The following is a 20,631-nucleotide window of genomic DNA, read 5'->3' on the forward strand; positions in this document are numbered from 1 at the left end:
ACAGGGATCGACAATCCCCTCTCCCTACTAACCTTCCCTCACCCGCCCTGCGGGCACCCTCTCCCAGAGGGAGAGGGGACAGGGGCATCGCCCCTCAGTCCCCTCCCCTACTTTGTTCCCCGCTGTTCCAGCTCCTTTTGCAGCCTTTTCAACACCGGCCAGATCTCCTTGCCGGCCCATATCTGCGGGTTGGACGGGGTCTCGCCCCGCTCCTCCTCCCACTTTCTGACGGTATCGCGGCTCTTTTCGAAGGCCTCGGTGAAGCTGAAGGTCCCTCTGAGCGCGTCCCCCACGAAGGCCTCGCCGAACCAGGTGTAGTTCTCGCCGAAGCCGCAGCCGAAGGATTCGTGGGTGGCGTCGGCGGCGGTGATGATGAGGCTGCCGTCATCCTGCAGCGGCTGGACGAATCCCCCCGAGAAGCAGGCCGACACCACCACGACCTTGTACCGGATCCCCGCCTTTTGCAGCATGCGCCGCAGGGATTCGGGGGTCACCTGTTTCAATTCCAGGGGGGGATTGCTCACCTCCAGCTCCTGGTCCCGCGAGCCGTGCGAGCTCAGGTAGAGGAAAAGGACGTCCTCGTCCCGGTTCATGAGCTCCCCCACCCGCACCAGGGCCCGCTCCAGGTTGGCGGCGGTAGCGAAGGGGAGCGTGGTGGCGCTCTGCGGGTTGTTGACCAGCAGCACGGAGCGCCCCGCAGTTCCGAAGCGGGTGTCGAAGAGTTGCCGGGTCGCGCTCAGCTCCTTCAGGAAGACGTCCTGCGAGGCATCCCCGGCAAACCCGACGAAATAGAGATCGCTCTGGCCGTGGCGCCCGGGGAGCAGGGAGCCGAGCTGGTCGTCCAAAAGCCGGCTCTGGGCCGTGAGCACCTGGTCGGTGAGGGATAGCTCTCCGCTCTCGTTCCCCCCTTCGTTGCTCACCCAGAGGTCGCCGCGCTGGTAGAAGTAAAGCGGAACCCCCACCAGCACGATGAACAGCGCCACGAGCCGGAGGCGGCGACGCACCCCGAGCGGGCCATCCAGGCGGAGCAGGAAAACCAGGGAGGCCGCCACCCACCAGCCGAAGAACCGGTAGTAGTGCGGCGCGGCGAGGTGGTCGGAGAGCCATTCGAAGGGGCGCCACTGGGCGAGCCATTCGAGGATGCCGTGGGTAAGCTCGATGGGGATGCTGAAGGCGACCAGCGCTGAAGCGAGGCCCGCGATCGCCGGGGGGCGCGCCAGCAGCGGCCGGGCCGCGACCCCGAAGAGGAGTAGCAGGGGGAGGTGGAAAAGGAAATACGGGATCGACGAGTAGGAGAAACTGCCGCCGCGCCCGACCAGCAGCAGGGAGACCAGCAGGTTCAGCACGACGTCGATGCCGGCCAACAGCACCAGGTTTCCCGGCGTGGAGGTCAGCGTCTCGAAGCCCGAGCGCAAAAAGAGCGCGCCGCGCAGGGCGCCGCGAAGGTCCGACCGCAGCCGCGAGAACGCGCTTCTCGTCGTTACCGGCGCGGGGTTCGCTCCGTGGCCGGTGCTCCCTTCGCTTGCTCCGGAATCGGTGCCGGGCAAGCTTTGGGCGGGTGGTTCGGTGGGGGCGTTGGGTGTCATGTCGGTGGGGCGATCCTGAGTCATGGTCGTGCATCATACCACGACGGCGCCGGTTTGGAAGAGTCTTTAACATGGCCTTCATTGATTTTATTAACTTTTTAGTTTTTCAATCGACGGCAATCCTGCTACCATTGCAACGCGTTCCCCCCGGCCGGCTTGTGCGCCCCCCCGGGATGCCCATTCTCACCGATGAAAGAGGTTTCACCATGCCTACCACGAAATGGAGCAAATCGAGCTGGCGCTCTTTTCCCGCCCTGCAGCAGCCGGTGTGGCCGGCGGGGCCGGCTCTTGACGAAGCGCTGAAAACGCTGTCGCAGCTGCCGCCGCTGGTGTTCGCGGGGGAGTGCCAGACGCTCAAATCGCAACTGGCCGATGCCGTGGACGGGAAGGCCTTCGTGCTGCAATGCGGCGACTGCGCCGAGGATTTCTCGCGCTGCACCGGCCCCGACATACGCGAGCTGTTGAAGGTCATCCTGCAGATGTCGGTGGTGGTCGCCTACGCCGGCGAGAAGAGGGTCATCAAGATCGGGCGCATGGCGGGGCAGTACGCCAAGCCGCGCTCCTCGGACACCGAAGTGGTGAACGGGGTCGAGTTCCCAAGTTACCGCGGCGACATGGTGAACAGCCCCGAGCCGAACCTGGAGGCGAGAACGCCGGACCCGCGCCGGATGCTGGAGGGATACTACCGCGCCGCCGCGACGCTCAACCTGGTGCGTTCCTTCACCCTGGGTGGGTACGCGGCGCTGGACCGGGTGCAGGCCTGGCACCGCGCCTCGCTGGACGCCCTCCCGGCCGGGCAGAAGTACGAGGACCTGGTGCGCCAGATCTGGAAGACCATCAACTTCATGACCGCCATCGGCCTCGACCCGCAGCACACGCCGCAGTTGAACCAGGTGACCCTGTACACCTCGCACGAGGCGCTTCTACTCGACTACGAGGAGGCGCTCACCCGGATGGATTCCACCACCGGCGGCTGGTACGACTGCAGCGGCCACATGCTCTGGATCGGCGACCGCACCCGCCAACTGGAGGGGGCCCACGTCGAGTTCCTGCGGGGCGTGAAGAACCCGCTGGGGATGAAGATCGGCCCCAACTACGACCTCGACAACATCAAGGCCCTCGTCGAGCGGCTGAACCCCGAGAACGAGCCCGGCCGCCTCACCCTGATCACCCGCTTCGGCGCCGACAAGGTCTCCGGCTACCTCCCGAAGCTTTTGCGCGAGATCCGGCACGAAGGGTACAACGTGGTCTGGAGCTGCGACCCCATGCACGGCAACACCTACCAGAACGATTTCGGGCAGAAGTCGAGGAAGTTCGAGGACATCCTTCGCGAGATCAAGACGTTCTGGGAGATCCACAAGGCCGAGGGGACCGTCGCCGGCGGGGTGCACCTGGAGCTGACCGGGGACCATGTCACCGAGTGCACCGGCGGCAGCCGGCAGCTTCTGGACAAGCACCTGCACCTGAACTACCAGACCAACTGCGACCCGCGTCTGAACGCCGAGCAGAGCGTGGAGCTCGCCTTCGAGCTGGCCGAGATGCTGCACCCCTGCAAGTGACCCGAAGGGAGGTCTCCCATGAAAATAGAAGTAGGTTCCGCCCATCCGCTTGAATTCGCCACCCCCGCCCTGGTCGTCGGCTGTTTCGAGGATGACAAGGACCAGCTCTACCACGCCTGCGACGCCGCCCTCGGGGGGCTGCTTACCCGCCTCGCGGAAAGCCGCGAGTTCACCGGGAAAAACGGCTCTGCCCGGCTCTTGCACACGCTGGGGAAGCTCCCGGCCGAGCGTCTTTTGCTGGTGGGGCTGGGCAAGAAGAAGGATGTCAGCGCCGAACGGCTGCGCCAGGGGGCCGGCAACGCGGTGGCCGCCTTGCGCGGCGCCCGGGTTGCCTCTTTCAGCAGCGCCCTGCACCACGCCGTCGCTTTCCCCGCTGCCGCCGAAACCGCCGCAGTCGGGATGCTGCTCGGAAGCTACAGCTTCGAGCAGTACAAGACCAGGGAAAAGGAGCAGCGTTTCGCCTTCGACACCGTCACCGTGCTTCTGGAGTCCGGGCAGGAAGCGCAGGTTGAACGCCAGGCGCTGGAACGTGCGGGCATCGTCGCTGACGGCGTCACGCTGGCGCGCGACCTCGTCTCTCACCCCGGCAACGTCGTCACGCCCGCTTACCTCGCCCAGGCGGCCCGGGACCTGGCAGAACGCAACGGCCTCGAGTGCCGGGTTTACGAACTGGAGGAGCTCGAGCGGATGGGCATGAACGCCCTCGTCGGCGTCGGCAAGGGGGCCGCCAACCCGCCGCGCCTGATCGTGCTCGAGTACCGCGGTGGCAAAGGTCGCCCGGTGGCCCTGGTCGGCAAGGGGATCACCTTCGATTCAGGAGGGATCTCCATCAAACCCGGTGCCGGGATGGAGGCGATGAAGACGGACATGGCCGGAAGCGCGGCCGTTTTCGGCACCCTGGAGGCGGCGGCGCGGCTGAAGCTCCCGGTGAACCTGGTGGGGATCGTCCCGACCGCCGAGAACATGCCCGACGGCAACGCTTTCAAGCCCGGCGACATCCTCACCTCTTTTTCCGGTACCACCATCGAGATCACCAACACCGACGCGGAGGGACGCCTGATCCTGAGCGATGCGCTCCACTTCGCCAAGGAGCGGTTCAAGCCTTCGGCCATGGTCGATCTGGCGACGCTCACCGGCGCCTGCGTGGTCGCCCTTGGACACGAGGCGAGTGGCCTCATGGGGAACGACCAGCGCCTGATCGACGCCCTGAAGCGGGCCGGCGAGGAAACCGGCGAGCGGGTCTGGCCGCTGCCGCTGTGGGAAGAGTACGGCGAGGTCATGAAAAGCGACGTCGCCGACCTCAAGAACGCCGGGAGCAGGGACGGCGGCGCCATCAGCGCCGGGTGGTTCCTGAAGCAGTTCGTCGGCAATACCCGCTGGGCCCACCTGGACATCGCCGGGACGGCCTGGAACGACAAGGCCCGCCCCTATGCCCCCAAAGGAGCCACCGGGGTCGGCGTCCGCCTGCTCATCGAGTTTTTGGAGGCACGCTGATTCAGGATTTATCCGCTCCCCGCCGGGCGCTCTTCCTCCCCCTCCCTTGACGGGAGGGGGGTTGGGGGTGGGTGAAGCTGCAAGATACGGCAATGATGGCACCCTCCCCCACCCCCTGCCCCCTCCCGCGAGGGGAGGGGGATCACGCCCCCTTCACCCCTTCCCCCTTCCCCCTTCCCCCTTCACCCCTTCACCCCTGCCATCCCGCCATCCCGCCATCCCGCCATCCCGCCATCCCGCCATCCCGCCAGTCCCGCCAGTCCCGCCAGTCCCGCCAGTCCCGCCAGTCCCCAGTCCCCAGTCCCCAGTCCCCTAGCCCCTAGCCTCTAGCCTCCCGCCTCAATTGACATCCCCCCCGCGCCATGTACTCTGTAAAAGTTTTTTAATCCTAGGACCAGCGGGCCCCGGGAGCCCACCATGTCCAAGACCTTTTCCGTGATGACCTACAACGTCCACAGCTGCATCGGCACGGACCGGAAACTTTCCCCGCTGCGCATCGCGGAGGTGATCGACCGGTGCAACCCAGACATCGTCGCGCTGCAGGAACTCGACGCCGGGCTGCCGCGCACCCAGATGATCGACCAGGCCCATCTCATCGCCATGACGCTGGAGATGTCGTTTCATTTCCACTCCTCCATCCACCTCAAAGAAGGGGGCTACGGCAACGCCGTCCTGAGCCGCGGCGATGTCAGCCTGATCAAGGCGGGCGCGGTCCCCACGGACCCGCTGCACCCCTCTTTGGAGCGTCGAGGCGCAGTCTGGGCGGAGGTCATGCTGCGCGGCCACGCCATCCAGGTGGTAGCCACCCATTTCGGACTGAACCGGGGTGAACGGGTGAAGCAGGCCCGGGCCTTGACCGGGCACGAATGGCTGGAGCACCCCGAATGCACCCACCCGGTGGTCCTTTGCGGCGACTTCAACGCCATGGCCGGCTCACACGTCTACCGCCTGCTTACCCAGCACCTGCATGACGTGCAGCGGGGCGTCCAGGGGCGACTTCCCCGTGGGACCTGGCCGTCCCAGCTCCCCTTCATGCGCATAGATCACATGTTCGTGTCACGCGACCTGAAGGTTCGCGAGGTCTGGGTGCCGCGTACCCCGCTCACGAGGGCCGCCTCCGACCATCTGCCGCTGGTCGTCACGCTGGAGTTGCCATGAGCATCCTGAACCCCGGCACCAACTGCATGGGCATCTACGAGGCCGACGCGACCGGGGTGCTGGTCGACGCTGAGGATTATTACCGGGCCTTTTACCACACAGCCCTCGCCGCCCGGAGCTATCTGCTGCTGGCGGGATGGCAATTCGACTCGGAGGTGCGCCTGCTGCGCGGGGAGGACGAACATGGCTCGCATGCCGACACCAGGTTCCTGAAATTCCTGGAACGCCTCTGCCAGGTGAACCCTCAGTTGCACATCTACATCCTGGCCTGGGACTTCAGCGCCGTGTTCTCCCTGGAAAGGGAGTGGTTCCAGGACATCATCTTCAACTGGACCACCAACAAGCGGGTGCAGTTCCGGTTCGACAGCGTCCACGCGACCGGGGCCACCCACCACCAGAAATTCGTTATCGCCGACGGCACCATCGCCTACCTCGGGGGGATGGACATCTGCTCCTCGCGCTGGGACGACCGGCGCCACATGAAGGACAACCCGGACCGGGTGGACGTCGACGGCACCAGGTACGGCTCCTATCACGACATCCAGACCTACCACACCGGAGAAGTGGTCAGGGCGCTGCTCGACCTGTTCCGCCAGCGCTGGCGGGACTCCGGTGGCGGCGAGCTCAAGCTGCCGCACGCCGGGACCATGAGCCCGGTGCTTCACGCCGGGGCCTTTCCCCTCCCCGCAACGAAAGTCGCCGTTTGCCGCACCGTGGCGCGCACGCCGCTCACCGACCAGCGGGAGGTGCACGAGATCAGGCATCTCTTCGTGAACGCCATCATGGCTGCCCAGAGCCTGATCTACCTGGAAAACCAGTACTTCAGCTCCCAGGTGGTGTTCTGGTCCCTGGTCGCCAGGATGAGCATGGCGGACCGCCCTCCCCTCCAGATCATCATGCTGCTCCCGGACCGGTTGCCGCTCACCGAGGAGTTGTTCCTGGGGCTCCCCCAGATGCGCATGATCCGCGCCCTGCAGCACGTCGCCGAAAAAACCGGCCATACCTTGAGCGTCTACTCCTCGGCGGAGATGGATCACGGCACCCGTAAGATGACCTTCATCCACTCGAAGCTCCTCCTGATAGACGACCGCTTTCTCACCATAGGATCTGCCAACGCCACCAACCGGAGCATGGGACTGGACACGGAGCTGAATGTGGCATGGGAAGCGGACCTTTGCGGCCCGGCGGAGGAAATGACCGCAGCGATCCGCGGACTGCGCTCTTCGCTGCTGGCCGAACATGCGGGTCTTTTGGGTTCGAGCCAGGAACGGAGGTTCGAGAACATGGAGCATCTGAGCCGGAACCTGGACTCCCTGGCCGACGACCGCGATGCCCGTCTGTGCCGCTACCAGCCGGACACGACCTTCGAGAACAGTGACCTTCCCGACGTGCTGGAGCCGATCCAGCGAGTCGTGGACCCGGAGCACCCCATCGGCAACGAATTCATCTTCGAGAGCCTCACAAAATCGGAGCTCGGTTCCTTCGCAAGGGGTATATTTAAATTAAGCCAGATGATCATCGGGCTTTAAGAAAGACCCCGGAAAGGAGGATACGACCATGACAGACGAGAAACGGGAAACCGGAGTGGAATTGGACGATCACGCGTGCGGCGTCAGGGTCTGGAGTTCGTCCTGTGAGCGCAACGTGTACACCAATGAAAGCGACAAGTACCTCTGCGCCACCTGCGGCACGATAGAGGGGTTGACCCACGAGATCCACCACGAGCATTTCCCCCACCTGAGCGGCGACAGCGACGAGATGAGCTAAGGTCCGCTTTCACGAACCTCCAGAGGCGCACAAAAAAAGGGACGGCATCCAAGCCGTCCCTTTTCACTTTCCCTTTACCGACACCTTTGCTAGCGCGGCAGTCCCGGCCCATCCCCCGGTCCCACCGATTCGACCCTCGGCACCACGTCCCTGAAAAGCAGTCGGGCCACGTCCCGTACCTCTTCTGCCGTGACCGCCGCGATGGCCTCCAGGGACTGCTCGATCGGCTCCGGCGCTCCCAAAAGCGAGGTGGTGTTGGAGATCCTGCGCACCTGGGTCTCGCAGTCGTCCAGCGCCATGAGCCGCGCGCACCGGATCTGCTCCTTGGCGGCCATCAGGACGTCCTCGGTCACCAACTCGTCGCAGAACCTCAGCACCTCGCCGTGGCAGACGTCCACCGCCTCCTGGGCACGCTCCGGGCCGGTTCCGGCGTAGATCATGAGGCCCGCCGAGTCGGTGTAGGAGGACATCATCGAGTAGACCGTGTAGGCGAGGCTCCTGCGCTCGCGCACCTCGCGGAACAGGCGGGAGTTCATCCCGCTACCGAGCACCTGGTTGAAAACCGCAAGCTTATGCCGGTGCTCGTTGCCGGCCGGCGGAAGGGGATACCCCATGTAGAAGTGGGTCTGCTCCATGGCGCGCTGGTAGTGCACGTTTTGCCCGATTGACACCCGGTAGTCGGGATCGGGCTTCCTGGTCCTGGGGATCCCGGTCGGCAGTTCACCCAGGAGGCGGGCCGCCTGCTCCACCATCTGGTCGTGATCGACGTTGCCGGCCACGCTCACGATGGTGGCGTTGGTCAGGTAGTTGGTCAGCTTGTGATCCATCAGGCGCTGCCGCGAGATGGCACCGATGGTTTCGGCGGTCCCGAGGATCGGCGTCCCTAGCGGGTGCCCGCGCCAGAACCCCTGGTGGAACTGGTTGTAGATGAACCTGCCTGGGTTGTCCTGGTTCATCAGGATTTCCTGCAGCACCACGCCGCGCTCCTTCTCCACCTCATCTTCGGGGAGGGAGGAGTGGACGAACATGTCGGCCAGGATCTCGAAGGTGGCAGGGATGATGGAGGCAAGCGCAACGGCGTAGTAGAAGACCTCCTCCTGGCTGGTGTATGCGTTGGCCCGGGCGCCGATGCTGTTGAACTCGTCGGTGATCTGGTCGGCGGTGCGGGTCGGTGTCCCCTTGAACAGGAGGTGCTCGATGAAGTGGGAGGCGCCGCCGGTCTCCGGCTCCTCGTTCCTGGTGCTGCTGTCGATGCGGATGCCGATGGCGGCGCTTTGCATCCCCGGGATCTGCTGGCTCACCACCCTCACCCCGTTAGGGAGCGTGGTGAGGCGGAGTTTAGGCGGAGTCGACGAAGTAAACATATAAGCTCCTTAAAGCTGTGGAATCGTTTTGATTTGGCTGTCAGGAATTATAACACGCCGCCTTGAGGAAAACAGTCAGGTAAAAAATACGCCTGCCGGTGCTCCGGCAGGCGTACGGTCGCGGTGGGAAGGGAATGAAGGCTTACTTGAAGTCGGCGTAGCGGGAGAGGACGAAGCCCCTGTCCTTCGCGTCCTTGTCGTGGCAGCTGAAGCAGTCACGCTTGCCGTCCAGGCCGGAGGGCTTGCCGTCCGGGGTGAAACCGACGAAACGCCACCCCCCGGTCTCCTGTTGCTTCTTGTCCCTTTGCATCATCACGATCATGGTCTTCTTGCCCGGCACCTGCTTGCCCCCCTCCTCCTTGATGGAGTAGTTGACGGCGACGAAGCGGCTGCCGTCGGGATAGGTGGCGCCGCCGGACTTGTAGGTCGGCATGGCCTTCTTGTTCACGTAGATGTAGTGGATGCCGTAAAACATCGATTTCTTGTCGGTGATGACCCTGGCCTTGCTCTTTTCCCAGCTCTCGTAGTTTCTGGGGAGCGAGCCCTGGTCGGCGGCGCAGGCGGCGCCGGCGGCGCCGAGGACGGCCGCGAGGGAGAGGATCGAAAATACCTTTTTCATGTCAGGCCTCCGGAGATTGAAGAGTCGTCCTTCTCGGACTAAAACGGGCTAACGGCTATGCGCGCCTACAGGGATACCACAGCGGGCTGTACGTTCCAAGCCGAAACGGGAATTTTTTCACCTGTCGACGCCCCGGCCGGCCGGGGCCGAAGCTGCCGGGGACCAGGGATAGTCAGCGAGATGCGAGGCAAGCTCATCCTTGTGGTAGCGGTCGAGCTTCTGCAGAAAGAGCACCAGGGTCATCACCACCGGGAGCGTGAAGATGAAGAGCCCGGTGATCCCCATCAGGTTCTCGCCGATGTAGAAGGTGACCCCCAGGTTGAAGGCGATCACGCAGAGGTAGAGGAAGGGGCCGTACAGCGAGCGGTAGGGCGCCGCGCCTACACCTGCGGGACGCTCCTTGCCGGACCCGAAGCGGTCGATGCCCTGCAGCACCAGAATCAGCAGGGCGCTCACGAGCCACCACCCCAGGTAGTTCGACATGGGGATGCCGAAATGCGTCCCCACCTCGCGGTAGCCGTAGATCCTCCCCAGGAACCACCGGCTCCCCTGCAGCGCCACCGGGTCGGTGACGATGTCAAGAAACACCTGGAACAGCGAGCCGAGCAGCAGCACGGCGAAGGAGCGCCTTAGCCGGCTGGTCTCGAGAAGGACCAGGTCCCCCTTGATCCGCTTTACCGGCGCCAGCACGAAAAGCGCGGTGGCGTAGCTGCAGTAGGTCAAAAAGACGTAGGAAAGGGAGTCGAAAAAGGGGACCCCGGCGATCCAGAGTTCGCGGTCGCGGGTGACGTCGACGTAGTAGTACCAGCCATAGGGGAAGCCGTTGTTGATGGAGGAAAATTCGGAGGCGAAGGCGACCAGGTAGCCGCAGACGGTGAACCAGCAGGTCTTCTTCCACCCGAGGTGCAGCACCGCCGCTACCAGGTAGACGGCGAAAAAGGCGAAGACGTAGGGACGCATGGTAACGGTCCCCACCGCGATGTCGAGGATGTGGGTCATGCCGGAGAGCTCCTCAGAAAAGGTGGCTTACGCAAACGTGGGGACGAATCAGATCCGCCCCCACGCCACCAGCCAAAGTGAATTTTGCAGCTAGAACAGGGTACCCACAATGGAGCCGAGCACCGAGATCGGGCCGGTATCCCCCAGCCCCTCCATGGCGCGCTCGGCCTTTTTGAGGGTGGCCGTGGTGTCGCGGTAGAGCTGGTCCTCGTTGACCAGCTTGCCGATGGTCCCCTGACCGGAGTTGATCTTCTGGCTGATCTCCTTCACGTTCTTCGAGGCATCGCGCAGTTCGGTGTAGAGGCTGTCGTCGTACACCAGCTTGCCAAGGGTCCCTTCCCCCTTGTTGATCTTCGCGGTGATGTCCTTCACGTCTTTCATGCCGGCGTTCAGGTCCTTGACGCCGCTCCTGAGATCCTTGATGAGGGCGGATGCGTCGTTGTAGACGGTCTCGTCGTTGACCAGCTTGCCGAGGGTCCCCTCCCCATTCTCGATCTTGTTGGAGACGACCTTCAGGCTGTTGACCGCGCTGGAGGCGTCGTCGAAGAGCTTCCTGTCGTTTAGGAGCATGGCCAGCGATCCTTCGCCGCGGTCCATCTTGCCGGTGATGCTGCTGATGTTGGCGATGGAATCCCTCAAGTTGCCGCGGTTCTCATCGAGCATGCCGGACACCTTCTGCAGCACGTCCTCCTGGTTCTTGTTCAGGTTGTTGATGAGGACCTTGGTGTCCTTCACCACGTCCGAGAGGTTGTCCACGATGATGTCTATGTTGGCGACGTCCTTGCCGCGCACCGTCCCCCCCTCGGGGAGCAGTGCCCCGTTGGGAGAGCCGAAGGAGAGCCCGAGGAACTGGCCGCCGAGGAGGTTCGTGAGCCTCAACCCCGCAACGGTGTCGACCTTGATGCGGGTCCCCGGCTTCACCTCGAAGTCGATCTCGATCTTGTCGTTCAGGACGATGATCTTCGTGATGCGGCCGACGTCGACCCCGGCGAGACGGACCGGGTCCCCCACCTTGAGACCGGTGATGCTGGTGAGGTAGGTCCTGTACATGACGTTCTTCTGGAACGGGTTCCATTTCTCGCCGACCTCGAGCAGAATGCCCAGGATGATGAGACCGAACACGAAGAACATGCCGACCTTTTTCTCAACTGACAGAGCCATATATCTCTTCCTCCGGAAACAGAAAACGTGAAACTGCTACATGAGCAGCCTGGTGAGGACGTAGTCGGCCACCAGGATCAGCATGAACGAAAGCACGACGGACCTGGTGGTGGACTGGCCGATCCCCCTGGCCCCCCCCGAAGTGGCGAAGCCGACGTAGCAGCAGACAAGGGCGATGATGCCGCCAAAGGCCATGGACTTGGTGAGGCCGATGCCGATTTCCTTCATCTTGAGCGCGGCGGTGAGGCTGTCGTAGTAGGTCGCGTAGGAGACGAAGATCTGCGGATGCAGGTTGCTGATCAGCGCGCCGCCGATGATGCCGATCAGGTCCGAGTAGAGCACCAGCGCCGGTACGCAGATGACGCAGGCGATGAAGCGCGGCATGGCGAGATAGCGCACCGGGTCGATGTCCAGCGTCTTCAGTGCGTCGATTTCCTCATACACCGTCATGACGCCCAGTTCGGCGGCCATGGCGGAGCCGCAGCGCCCGGCCACCAGGAAACTGGTCATGACCGGCCCCAACTCCCGCACCATGGAATGGCCGACGATGGCGCCGATGATGTTCTGTCCGCCGTACTTCTGCAACTCGACGCCGGTCTGCAGGGCGAGCACCATGCCGACGAAGAACGCCATGACCGAAGCGACCGGAAGGGTATCCCAGCCGATGATGGCCATCTGGGTCAGTATGCTCGGGATGTTGCGGGGAGCCTCGCGGATGAAGTAGACGATCTTCCCCATGAGGATGGTCATCTCTCCCAGCACCTGGTAGAAGTAGAGCACCCTCTTGCCTAGCGGTTCGAAAACTTGGGTCACTTATCCCCCCATTTCAGTCCGAAGGGGAGCCAGAAGAGACTCAGCTCCTCCTGCCCGCCGTCTCGCTTCAGGCTGACCAGCCCCTTCAGAAATTTCAGGTCCCTCTCCTTTTCGGTGTTGCGGTAGGAGATGAACGGGAAGAGCTCGTAGGCGAGGTCTTCGCCGCGCCTTTCGTGCCAGAACAGGTTCCAGAGCACGCTGGAGGCGGAGTTGCCTGCCCGGTCCCAGCGCCGCTGGTAGATACGCCACAGGGGCGCCCAATCCTTCTCGATCCCCTCCTTGTCCAGGATCGGCTCGATGAGCGCGGGGAAAGAGAGGGAGGAAACCCCCTCGGTGCTCCTGCGGTACAAAAACAGCGGCCACATCGCGGTGCGGCGCCGCTCGTTGCCGTCCTTGGGCCAGTACTCATGGTTGTCGCGGTACAAAAAGAAGAGCACCCGGTCCTGGTCCTGCCCGAAGCTTTCCGACTTCAGCTCCTCGTGTTTGTACAGGGGCCACAGGTACCAGCTCTTCTCGCCGCCGCTGAAGGTCTCGTGCGAGTAGAACGGGAGGAAGCTGTCGCTGTTTTTCTTCTCGCCGCGCACCTTGGTGATGAACGGCCAGAAGTAGTCCACCTCCTCCTGCTTCCTGCCGCGGTCCTCCGTGTAGCCGAAGAAGGGCCACAGGTAGCTGCGCGAGGTCTTCTTGGGCGAATCGGTGGAGGCGTAGAGCGGGAAGATGAACTTTTTCCGCGTCGGGTTATCCGTGTTGAGCCCGGTGCTCTCCGATGTGTAAAAGGGCCAGAGCACGAACCGCTTCTCGTAGACCCCGCTCTTGTGCGACTGACCGTAGAGCGGGAAGACGTCGAACCCCGACTCGTTATCCCCGGAGGTGGTTGCGAAGAAGGGCCAGAGGTAGTGCCTGGTCGTGGTTCCTTTCTTCACGGTGCTGCCGTAAAGCGGGAACAGCACGAAATGGTATTCGTCGCGCCAGAACCGGTCGTAGATATTGCCGTAAACCGGGAAGAAGGCGTGGTAGCGGCCGTGCCGCTCAGACTCGCCCGAGATGTAGAACGGAAAGAGCATGGTCGACTTTTCCCGCTCGGGTTCCGGTTCCTGCTTGCGATAGCTCGAGGTCCTATAGAGCTGCAGTATCTCGAAATTGTCCGCCTCGGGGGTTTTTTGCTGGGTGGCGACCGGATACAGGTAGTAGGACGAGGTGGCCTCCTCCCTGGCGTAACTTGACCTGTAAAACAGCGGGCGCAGGGCGATATCCCTGTCATCCCCGTGTTTTTGGTACTTGAACAGCGGCCCGAGAATGGCGAGGTTGCTGAAGCCCTCCTTGGGGCTCTCGCGGTAGTCGATCAGGGGCCACAGGGTGAAGATGGTCCCTTTTTGCTCGCCCGCCTGCGCAGGCTTCTGCACGGCCTGCTGCACCGGCTGTGACTCAGGCTCCCGCTCGCTCTTCTGTCCGCCGGCCTGCCCGGACACCTGCTCAGGCTGCTGCAGGGACTCGGGCTTCTGCGCGGACTGGGGCTCCGCGTGGGCCGCGGAGGCCACGAACAGCAGAGCAGACAGCGCGGTTATGGACAACGTGGAACGAGTCATGAACCTCTTACAAAACATTTATATTGGGTTGGATTTTGGATAGTAACTGCTGCAAACAGGCATAGTCAATGAAAATATACTCTGCAAGGCAGGCAATACTTGATCTGGAGGGAAAGTCTCTGGAGAATCGGCCCCGTCGCAGCCTCGATATCAAGTGCCACGCGAAAGTTATGCCACTTCTTCATGGAATGTCCAGCAATGGAATGAAAAACGAACGAGGCAGGAAACGTAGTCTCCTGCCTCGTTGCATTCATGATTCAGGTGTTAACGGTGCGGGTCAGTACTTGCTGTCCGCGTAGTCAACCCAGCCGCCGGCAAGAACCAGCGCCTTGTCAAAAGGAGAGATATCGAACTGCATCGACTCCTCGCGCCCCCCCCCCTTTATGGTGAGGGTGCTGTTGGCAACGTCCACCTCGATACTGGCGTCGGCCGAGCCGGCATAGGTGAAGAGCTGGTCGATCTTCTCGGGAGAAAGCTCGATGGCGGCCATGCCGCAGTTGAACATGTTCTGGCGGAAGATCCTGGCGAAGGACTGGGCGATGACCACGTTGATGCCGTTGACCTCGAAAACCCAGGGGGCGTGTTCGCGGGAGGAGCCGCAACCGAAGTTGGCGCGGGTCACCACGGCGCCGGCGCCGTAGGTCTTGTCGCTCTTGGGGTCGAAGCCGGGGAGCTTGAGGTCCTCCAGGAGGTACGGCTTGAGGTCCTCCTTGGTGATCTCGGTCAGGTACTTGGCCGGGATGATCTCGTCGGTGTTTATGTCGCTACGGTCCAGGAAAAGGGCCGGGCCGCCAAATGTTTTCATATCGGTCTCCTAGTCTAGCGGGGAACTGCCCGCTCAATGTGGTCGTGTTCAGCCTTGTGTCGTCAATTATCAATTGTCATCGATTGAGCGGTTCGGCTTCACCGCCAATTGTCAGTTATCAATTGTCAATTGCCTTACAGGTACTTGCGCGGGTCGGCGAGCTTCCCCTCGATGGCGGAGGCGGCGGCGGTCGCCGGCGACAGGAGATGGACCATCCCCCCCTTGCCCATCCGCCCCATGAAGTTGCGGTTGGTGGTGGAGGCGCAGACCTCCCCCTCGGCCAGGACGCCGTTGCTCATCCCCAGGCAGGCGCCGCAGGTCGGGTTGGTGACGCAGAAGCCGGCGTCCATGAAGATCTGGATCAGCCCCTCGGCAACCGCGTCCTTGTAGATCTGCGGGGTGGCCGGGGAGAGGATGCCGCGCACGGTCGGGGCGATCTTCTTTCCCTTCAGGATCTGGGCTGCGACCCTCAGGTCCTCGAGGCGGCCGTTGGTGCAGGAACCGAGGTAGACCTGGTCAACCGGCTGGCCGGCCATCTCGTCGATGCTCTTCACCTGGTCCGGCTTGTACCCGAAGGTGCAGAGCGGGGTCAGGGTGGAGAGGTCGAGGTCGATCACCTTGTCGTACTCGGCGTCGGCATCGGAAGCCCACTTGCTGTACTCGGCGACGGCCGCTTCCTTGGAGGCGAAGGAGTCGGAGATGAAGGGCCAGAGGTAGTCGACGGTGACGCGGTCGGGGGCGCAGATGCCGGAGGTCCCCCCCGCCTCGATGGCCATGTTGCACAGGGTCATCCTGGACTCCATGGTCATGGCGTCGACGATGGGGCCGCCGAATTCGATGACCCGGTCGGTGGCGCCGTTCACGGTGAGTTCGCCGATGACGCGCAGGATGGCGTCCTTGGCGTACACCCCTTTGGGGAGGGTGCCGTTGAGGTTGATCCTGATGGTCTTGGGCTCGCGGAATGCGCAGACCCCCTTCAGGATCCCCACCTCGAGGTCGGTGGTGCCGACGCCGGCGGCAAAGGCGCCGAAGGCGCCGTGGGTGCAGGTGTGCGAGTCGCCCATGATCACGGTGTTGCCGGGACGGATGAAGCCCTTCTCCGGGAAGAGGGCGTGGCAGACGCCGTTGGCGCCGATGTCGAAGAAGTCCTTGATGTCGTGGCGCCGCGCCCAGTCCCTGAGCATTTTCGCCTGCGTGGCGGTCTTGGAGTCCTTGCTGGGGGTCACGTGATCGATAACCGCTTTGATCTTGGTGTTGTCGAAGACCCGGTCCTTGCCGCGCGCCATGAGGTCGGCGATGGCGATCGGAGTGGTGATCTCATGGCACATAACCACGTCGATGCCGAGGACTTTGGTTCCTGCAAAAGGCTCATCAACCAGATGGGCCGCGAATATCTTTTGAGCCGTAGTCATACCCATAAATTGCGCTTCCTTTTAAAGGTGGATTGGTTTTTCACAGGTGCCAAGATAATAAAATAACAGCAACAAATCAAACTAATAATTGTTCAATGTTATTAAACATTTGCCTGTGGATATACCCGTGCTATAATGGCCCCCTCAATCCAACAGGGAGCCTCGTATGCAACTTCGTTTCAACAGGACAAACAATGAAATCGACCGGATGATCGATGATCTGATGGAGAAGGCGGGGGGGATACATCATCCCGAGCAGACACGCGAGATGATCGTTGCCGCGCTCAAGGCGGGGCAGGACACCAGCTATCTGGCGGATCTGAAGCTTTTGAGCAACACCATGAAGGAGATGCGTTACACCACCACGGTGTTCGCGCCCTACCGCCAGAAGAAGAAGGTCACCATCTTCGGCTCGGCGCGCACCCTTCCGGAAGAGGAGATGTACAAGAAGTGCATCGCCTTCAGCCGCCTGCTGGCGGACAAGGGATACATGATCATCACCGGCGGTGGCGGCGGGATCATGCAGGCCGGCAACGAAGGGGCCGGCAGCGAGGCATCCTTCGCCGCCAACATAAAGCTCCCCTTCGAGCAGAGCGCTAACCCGATCATGCTCAAGAACCCGAGGCTGATCACCTACAAGTACTTCTTCAACCGCAAAGTCGCCTTCGTAAAGGAATCCGACGCCATCGCGGTTTTCCCGGGAGGGTTCGGCACGCTGGACGAGGCGATGGAGGTCTTCACACTAGTGCAGACGGGGAAGACTTCACCCAAACCGCTGGTTCTGGTGGACAACGAGGAAGGGTACTGGGAGCAGTTCTTCCGCTTCATCAAGGAAAGACTGCTGGTTATGGGGTTCATCTCGGCCGAGGACTTCTCCATCTTCACCGTCACCAAGAGCTACGAGGAGGCGGTCCAGGTCATCGACGAATTCTACACCAACTATCATTCTATTCGCTTCGTGAACGGCGAGCTCATCATCCGGCTCACCAAGGTTCTCATGCAGGAGCAGATCGAAATGCTGGAGAACGAATTCCCGGAATTGAGATTAGAAGGGAGCCGCATCGAGCTCATTAGTGCACGCCCGGAGGAGGCCGACGAGCCGGATCTGCTTGATTTGCCGCGCATCGCCTTCCGCTTCCACCATCAGCACTACGGGCTGCTCATAGCCTTCATTAGGCGGTTAAACACCTTTTAGGAGAGGCCGTTAGAAAAAAGTGTTTTGTAAATATTTTCTTGACAAGGTTATTACACGATGTTAATTTTTATTCCAGCAGCTAGTTCTGGAAGTTTGCCGCGCCGAAAAGCCAAAGGGTTACCGCCACTTTGAGCCATTTCCAGCCCAAGAACCTTCCGGAAATTGCAGCATCAAACGTAGATCCGGCAGAGTTCCGGAGGTTAGAAAAGGAGGCAGGAAAATGGCACAGGGCAAAGTTAAATGGTTCAACGACGCGAAAGGATTCGGCTTCATCGAGCAGGAGAACGGCGAGGACGTGTTCGTGCACTTCTCCGCGATCACCGGGGAAGGCTTCAAGTCCCTGGCTGAAGGGGAGGCTGTCTCCTTTGACGTGACCAACGGTCCGAAAGGTCTGCAGGCTGCAAACGTCAAGAAGATTGGCTAAGCGTTAGCCTCGAGCGTCAAAAAAGGCCCCGCCGGGATTCCGGCGGGGCCTTTTTTTGTCGTCACACCCGACACTCAGGTAAACTCTATTGCCTTGCACGAGGCGCACGATGCCCCCCCGCTGCGCACACAAGACCTGTAGGGGGAATAATCATTCGCCCGCTTCTTCACAATAACAACACACCACCTGCCCCACGCCCTTCGGGAGAGGGGCAGGGGTGAGGGCGGAGTCAGGCCGCGGCAGCCTCCCGCGCCCTCCCCTTCAGGTAAAGTGCGCCCCAACGCAGAGAAGCCACCAGCACCAACAGTAGCAGCGCCAGTGCCGCCGCCGGATGTTCGACCGCCAGGATCAGCGGCAACAGCAGGCAGCGCACCCCCCCCTTCATCCACTCGTGCCGTGCGATCACGTCGGCGATCGGCGGGCTGAGCCGGTAGTACGCCGCCACGAAGAGCCGGCCCGGAGCGTTGGTCATGAGGTAGTGGTCGCGAAAGGCCCGAAGCTCGGCGACCTTCGGGTGCAGGTAGCTCCCGTATGCCGCCGTCGCGATGAAGCACCCTCCCCCGCCGCCTCCGCCGCTGGCAGTGCTTCCGCCAGTGTTTCCGCCAGTGTTGACGTTCGGTTCGGTGGTAGTCGAGGTACTGCCGTCGGTGCTGAAACTCACCTGATGCCCGTCAACGTTGGTGGTATTGGCAAGCACCACTACCACCTCGTCGGTCGCTGGGTTGAGGGAACCGAAGCCGGTGACCGTGTAGGAAGCACCACCGTCATTGGCTGCAACCTCGCTGATAACGCCGCCTGACTTTTTCAGCACCGACACCTGTGCACCGGTTGTTTTGGTGAAAGTAAGGAGAAGATTCGTCACGCCGGCCGACGGGACGAACCGGTAAAAGGCGAAGGTATAATGCGGCATCGTGACTACGTGGGAAGGGACCGGGTAGCTCCAATAGCTGGCAGCGATGCTGGCGGCCGGAATCCTGTTGAGGTCGGCAACATGGCTTGACCAGTTCCTGGCATAAACCTTCTTGGCAAAGCCCAGGAAGTCTGCGGCCAGGGAACTGCCGTACGAGTTCACCAGCACCGAATCGATCACCGGCGGCATCTGCAGGTCACCGGCGGAGGTCTTCGGGCTGCTGGTTGGAGAGAGGGTACCGAGTTTTTCCCAGATCGAGCGGACCACCGAGGTGTTCTGGGTGTCGTGCTGTTCCGCCAGGTGACGGTTGAATATCCAGCGGCCGTACTCGGAGCCGCCGTTGAGAGCTGCATTGAGCGAAATGGTGGAGCCAAGCGGCACATAGTCGGTGAGGTAGCTGTAGCACTGGTTGACGCCATCGTAGACCTGGTCTTCCATCCAGGTGGAGGTGGCCTCGCCGTACCAGATGTCGAAGTAATAGTTATAGCCGAACTGGATGGCGTGGTGGAATTCGTGAGCCGCCGTTATCTGAAGCATCTGGTCCGCAGTGTAGAGACCGTTGACGGTGAACATAGAGTCACTGAACGCCTTGTCGATCTGTATGTAACTTCCGACAGAGACAGCCGGCGCAGTAGGAACCCGGTCTTCAGAGGTAAACCCGTAGGCTTGCTGCGTGGTGAGGTCCTGAAGGTAGACGTCGTATTTCGATGTTACCGGGGGAGGACGGTATCCCATGGTGGTGACCTCGGCGGCGTAGACCTCCTCGAACACCGCCGCGACCCGCTCCACATGGTCAGGCACGCTGTCGGCATCGAGGTCGGTGAGGTCGGGAGCGTCGGCGCCTGTAGTGGTGTAGTGGACGGTAAAGTGCGCCGAACTGTAGCTCGGAGAGGACGTGGGGGATGACTGCCCCGACAGCGTCGGCCTTCCGACGTACTTGGCCAGCGTCTTCTGAGTTGCCGGCTGCAGGGAAATGAAGTCGCGCTTCAAGTTACGGTACAAATCAGTGCGGCAGCGTTCGGCGTGATAGCTCTGAACGCCAAACACGCTCTGCAGGGCCTTGGTCAGTTGGGCCTGCTGCCCGAACTTCGACAAGTAATAATCATCCAGCGACGAGGCGGAAACGACCGCCGGGAAGAGCAGTGCTAAGAAGAGTAACCCAACAGAGCCAAGTTTTGCCACTAGTCCACCATCCTTTTCCCCACGCGCAGTGGGATGAAACTTGTTTTGCCGTTTTCCACCTTCACCTCGACCCGCTGGTTACCGACCTGGTAGCTGCCGGCGGGGAGCTCCGTCACAAAGTAACCGTCACCGTCGGTTTGTGCCGCTGCCGCCGGTTTCCCGCCAACCAGGATGGGAACCTCGAGCATCGGAACAGGGTGGTACCCCCCTGCCGGTTTCAGCTTTCCGCCGTAAGACTGCACGTAGCAGACGCCAACCAGGGCCCCCGCACCGTCGGGCAGTTTTGCTTCCCTGATGCGCTCTTCCTTGGTTTCGACCACCGGAAGGAAACCTTCCCGCACTGCGACAAAGGGCGACAGCGGTGCAGGCTTACCGGCTACGAAAGCGGAACCGTCGAAGTGAAACAAGGCCCACAGCTCCGCCGGTTTCTTGGCGAAGGCGTGCACTGTCAGAGAGGTCAGGGCTAAAGTCAGAGCGACAAGGCAAAAGCGGATCCCGCTGGACATGGTTGTCACCTGTAATGGATCGGATGGTGAGGCAAAAGATTTAGAGAAATGAAGATTAACATTTCACAGCAGGAAAAACAATTACAGTAAA

At 62.0% G+C, this 20,631-nt stretch carries 18 protein-coding genes; 7 read left to right on the top strand and 11 right to left on the bottom strand.

The window, feature by feature from the left end; all coding sequences use genetic code 11:
- Positions 1-107: 107 nt before the first annotated feature.
- Complete coding sequence (locus tag KP001_RS08260) at positions 108-1,610, bottom strand: C13 family peptidase (RefSeq protein WP_239027938.1); 1,503 nt, start codon at positions 1,608-1,610, stop codon at positions 108-110.
- A gap of 182 nt (positions 1,611-1,792) precedes the next feature.
- Here KP001_RS08260 and KP001_RS08265 point away from each other — a divergent pair, with 182 nt between their 5' ends.
- From KP001_RS08265 to KP001_RS08285, 5 genes are all read left to right on the top strand, one after another.
- Positions 1,793-3,145, top strand: a complete 1,353-nt coding sequence (locus KP001_RS08265) for a class II 3-deoxy-7-phosphoheptulonate synthase (RefSeq protein ID WP_217289053.1) — start codon at positions 1,793-1,795, stop codon at positions 3,143-3,145.
- Between the two features lie 18 nt (positions 3,146-3,163).
- Complete coding sequence (locus KP001_RS08270) at positions 3,164-4,639, top strand: leucyl aminopeptidase (RefSeq protein ID WP_217289054.1); 1,476 nt, start codon at positions 3,164-3,166, stop codon at positions 4,637-4,639.
- A 417-nt stretch (positions 4,640-5,056) separates the two neighbouring features.
- Entirely contained in the window at positions 5,057-5,797 is a 741-nt protein-coding gene (locus KP001_RS08275; protein ID WP_217289055.1) for an endonuclease/exonuclease/phosphatase family protein, read from the top strand.
- On the top strand, positions 5,794-7,326 hold the full coding sequence (locus KP001_RS08280; protein ID WP_217289056.1) for a phospholipase D-like domain-containing protein: 1,533 nt from the start codon (positions 5,794-5,796) through the stop codon (positions 7,324-7,326). Before KP001_RS08275 ends, KP001_RS08280 begins: the two co-directional genes overlap by 4 nt.
- A gap of 28 nt (positions 7,327-7,354) precedes the next feature.
- Positions 7,355-7,564, top strand: a complete 210-nt coding sequence (locus KP001_RS08285) for a hypothetical protein (protein WP_217289057.1) — start codon at positions 7,355-7,357, stop codon at positions 7,562-7,564.
- An 89-nt stretch (positions 7,565-7,653) separates the two neighbouring features.
- Here KP001_RS08285 and KP001_RS08290 read toward each other — a convergent pair whose 3' ends face one another.
- From KP001_RS08290 to KP001_RS08325, 8 genes are all read right to left on the bottom strand, one after another.
- A complete protein-coding gene (locus tag KP001_RS08290; RefSeq protein WP_217289058.1) occupies positions 7,654-8,928 on the bottom strand; it encodes a M16 family metallopeptidase in 1,275 nt (424 codons plus the stop codon).
- A 142-nt stretch (positions 8,929-9,070) separates the two neighbouring features.
- Positions 9,071-9,547 carry a cytochrome P460 family protein gene (locus KP001_RS08295; protein WP_217289059.1) on the bottom strand — a complete coding sequence of 159 codons (477 nt, stop codon included), beginning with the start codon at positions 9,545-9,547 and terminating at the stop codon, positions 9,071-9,073.
- A 117-nt stretch (positions 9,548-9,664) separates the two neighbouring features.
- Positions 9,665-10,546: a carotenoid biosynthesis protein gene (locus tag KP001_RS08300; protein ID WP_217289060.1), complete on the bottom strand. Its 882-nt coding sequence runs from the start codon at positions 10,544-10,546 to the stop codon at positions 9,665-9,667.
- A gap of 90 nt (positions 10,547-10,636) precedes the next feature.
- The gene (locus tag KP001_RS08305; protein WP_217289061.1) at positions 10,637-11,707 is read right to left on the bottom strand and encodes an MlaD family protein; all 1,071 of its coding nucleotides are present in this window, start codon (positions 11,705-11,707) and stop codon (positions 10,637-10,639) included.
- A gap of 36 nt (positions 11,708-11,743) precedes the next feature.
- Entirely contained in the window at positions 11,744-12,520 is a 777-nt protein-coding gene (locus KP001_RS08310) for an MlaE family ABC transporter permease (protein ID WP_217289062.1), read from the bottom strand.
- A complete protein-coding gene (locus KP001_RS08315) occupies positions 12,517-14,106 on the bottom strand; it encodes a hypothetical protein (protein ID WP_239027939.1) in 1,590 nt (529 codons plus the stop codon). The genes KP001_RS08310 and KP001_RS08315 overlap by 4 nt, the downstream gene beginning before the upstream one ends.
- 277 nt (positions 14,107-14,383) lie before the next feature.
- Positions 14,384-14,911, bottom strand: a complete 528-nt coding sequence (locus tag KP001_RS08320) for a 3-isopropylmalate dehydratase small subunit (protein WP_217289063.1) — start codon at positions 14,909-14,911, stop codon at positions 14,384-14,386.
- 134 nt (positions 14,912-15,045) lie between these two features.
- Positions 15,046-16,329: a 3-isopropylmalate dehydratase large subunit gene (locus KP001_RS08325; RefSeq protein ID WP_217289064.1), complete on the bottom strand. Its 1,284-nt coding sequence runs from the start codon at positions 16,327-16,329 to the stop codon at positions 15,046-15,048.
- Positions 16,330-16,489: 160 nt separating this feature from the next.
- Here KP001_RS08325 and KP001_RS08330 point away from each other — a divergent pair, with 160 nt between their 5' ends.
- On the top strand, positions 16,490-17,518 hold the full coding sequence (locus KP001_RS08330; protein WP_217289065.1) for an LOG family protein: 1,029 nt from the start codon (positions 16,490-16,492) through the stop codon (positions 17,516-17,518).
- A gap of 220 nt (positions 17,519-17,738) precedes the next feature.
- On the top strand, positions 17,739-17,942 hold the full coding sequence (locus tag KP001_RS08335) for a cold-shock protein (RefSeq protein ID WP_217289066.1): 204 nt from the start codon (positions 17,739-17,741) through the stop codon (positions 17,940-17,942).
- 229 nt (positions 17,943-18,171) lie between these two features.
- On the opposite strand, the gene KP001_RS08340 is transcribed toward KP001_RS08335, so the two are convergent.
- Positions 18,172-19,947 carry an MXAN_6640 family putative metalloprotease gene (locus tag KP001_RS08340; RefSeq protein WP_239027940.1) on the bottom strand — a complete coding sequence of 592 codons (1,776 nt, stop codon included), beginning with the start codon at positions 19,945-19,947 and terminating at the stop codon, positions 18,172-18,174.
- Positions 19,948-20,033: 86 nt separating this feature from the next.
- Positions 20,034-20,540 (bottom strand): hypothetical protein, encoded by a 507-nt coding sequence (locus KP001_RS08345; RefSeq protein WP_217289067.1) that lies wholly within the window; start codon positions 20,538-20,540, stop codon positions 20,034-20,036.
- Between the last annotated feature and the right edge of the window lie 91 nt (positions 20,541-20,631).

Origin of the sequence: Geomonas subterranea, from assembly GCF_019063845.1 — a bacterium.
In the GTDB taxonomy this organism is placed as follows: Bacteria; Desulfobacterota; Desulfuromonadia; order Geobacterales; family Geobacteraceae; genus Geomonas; species Geomonas subterranea.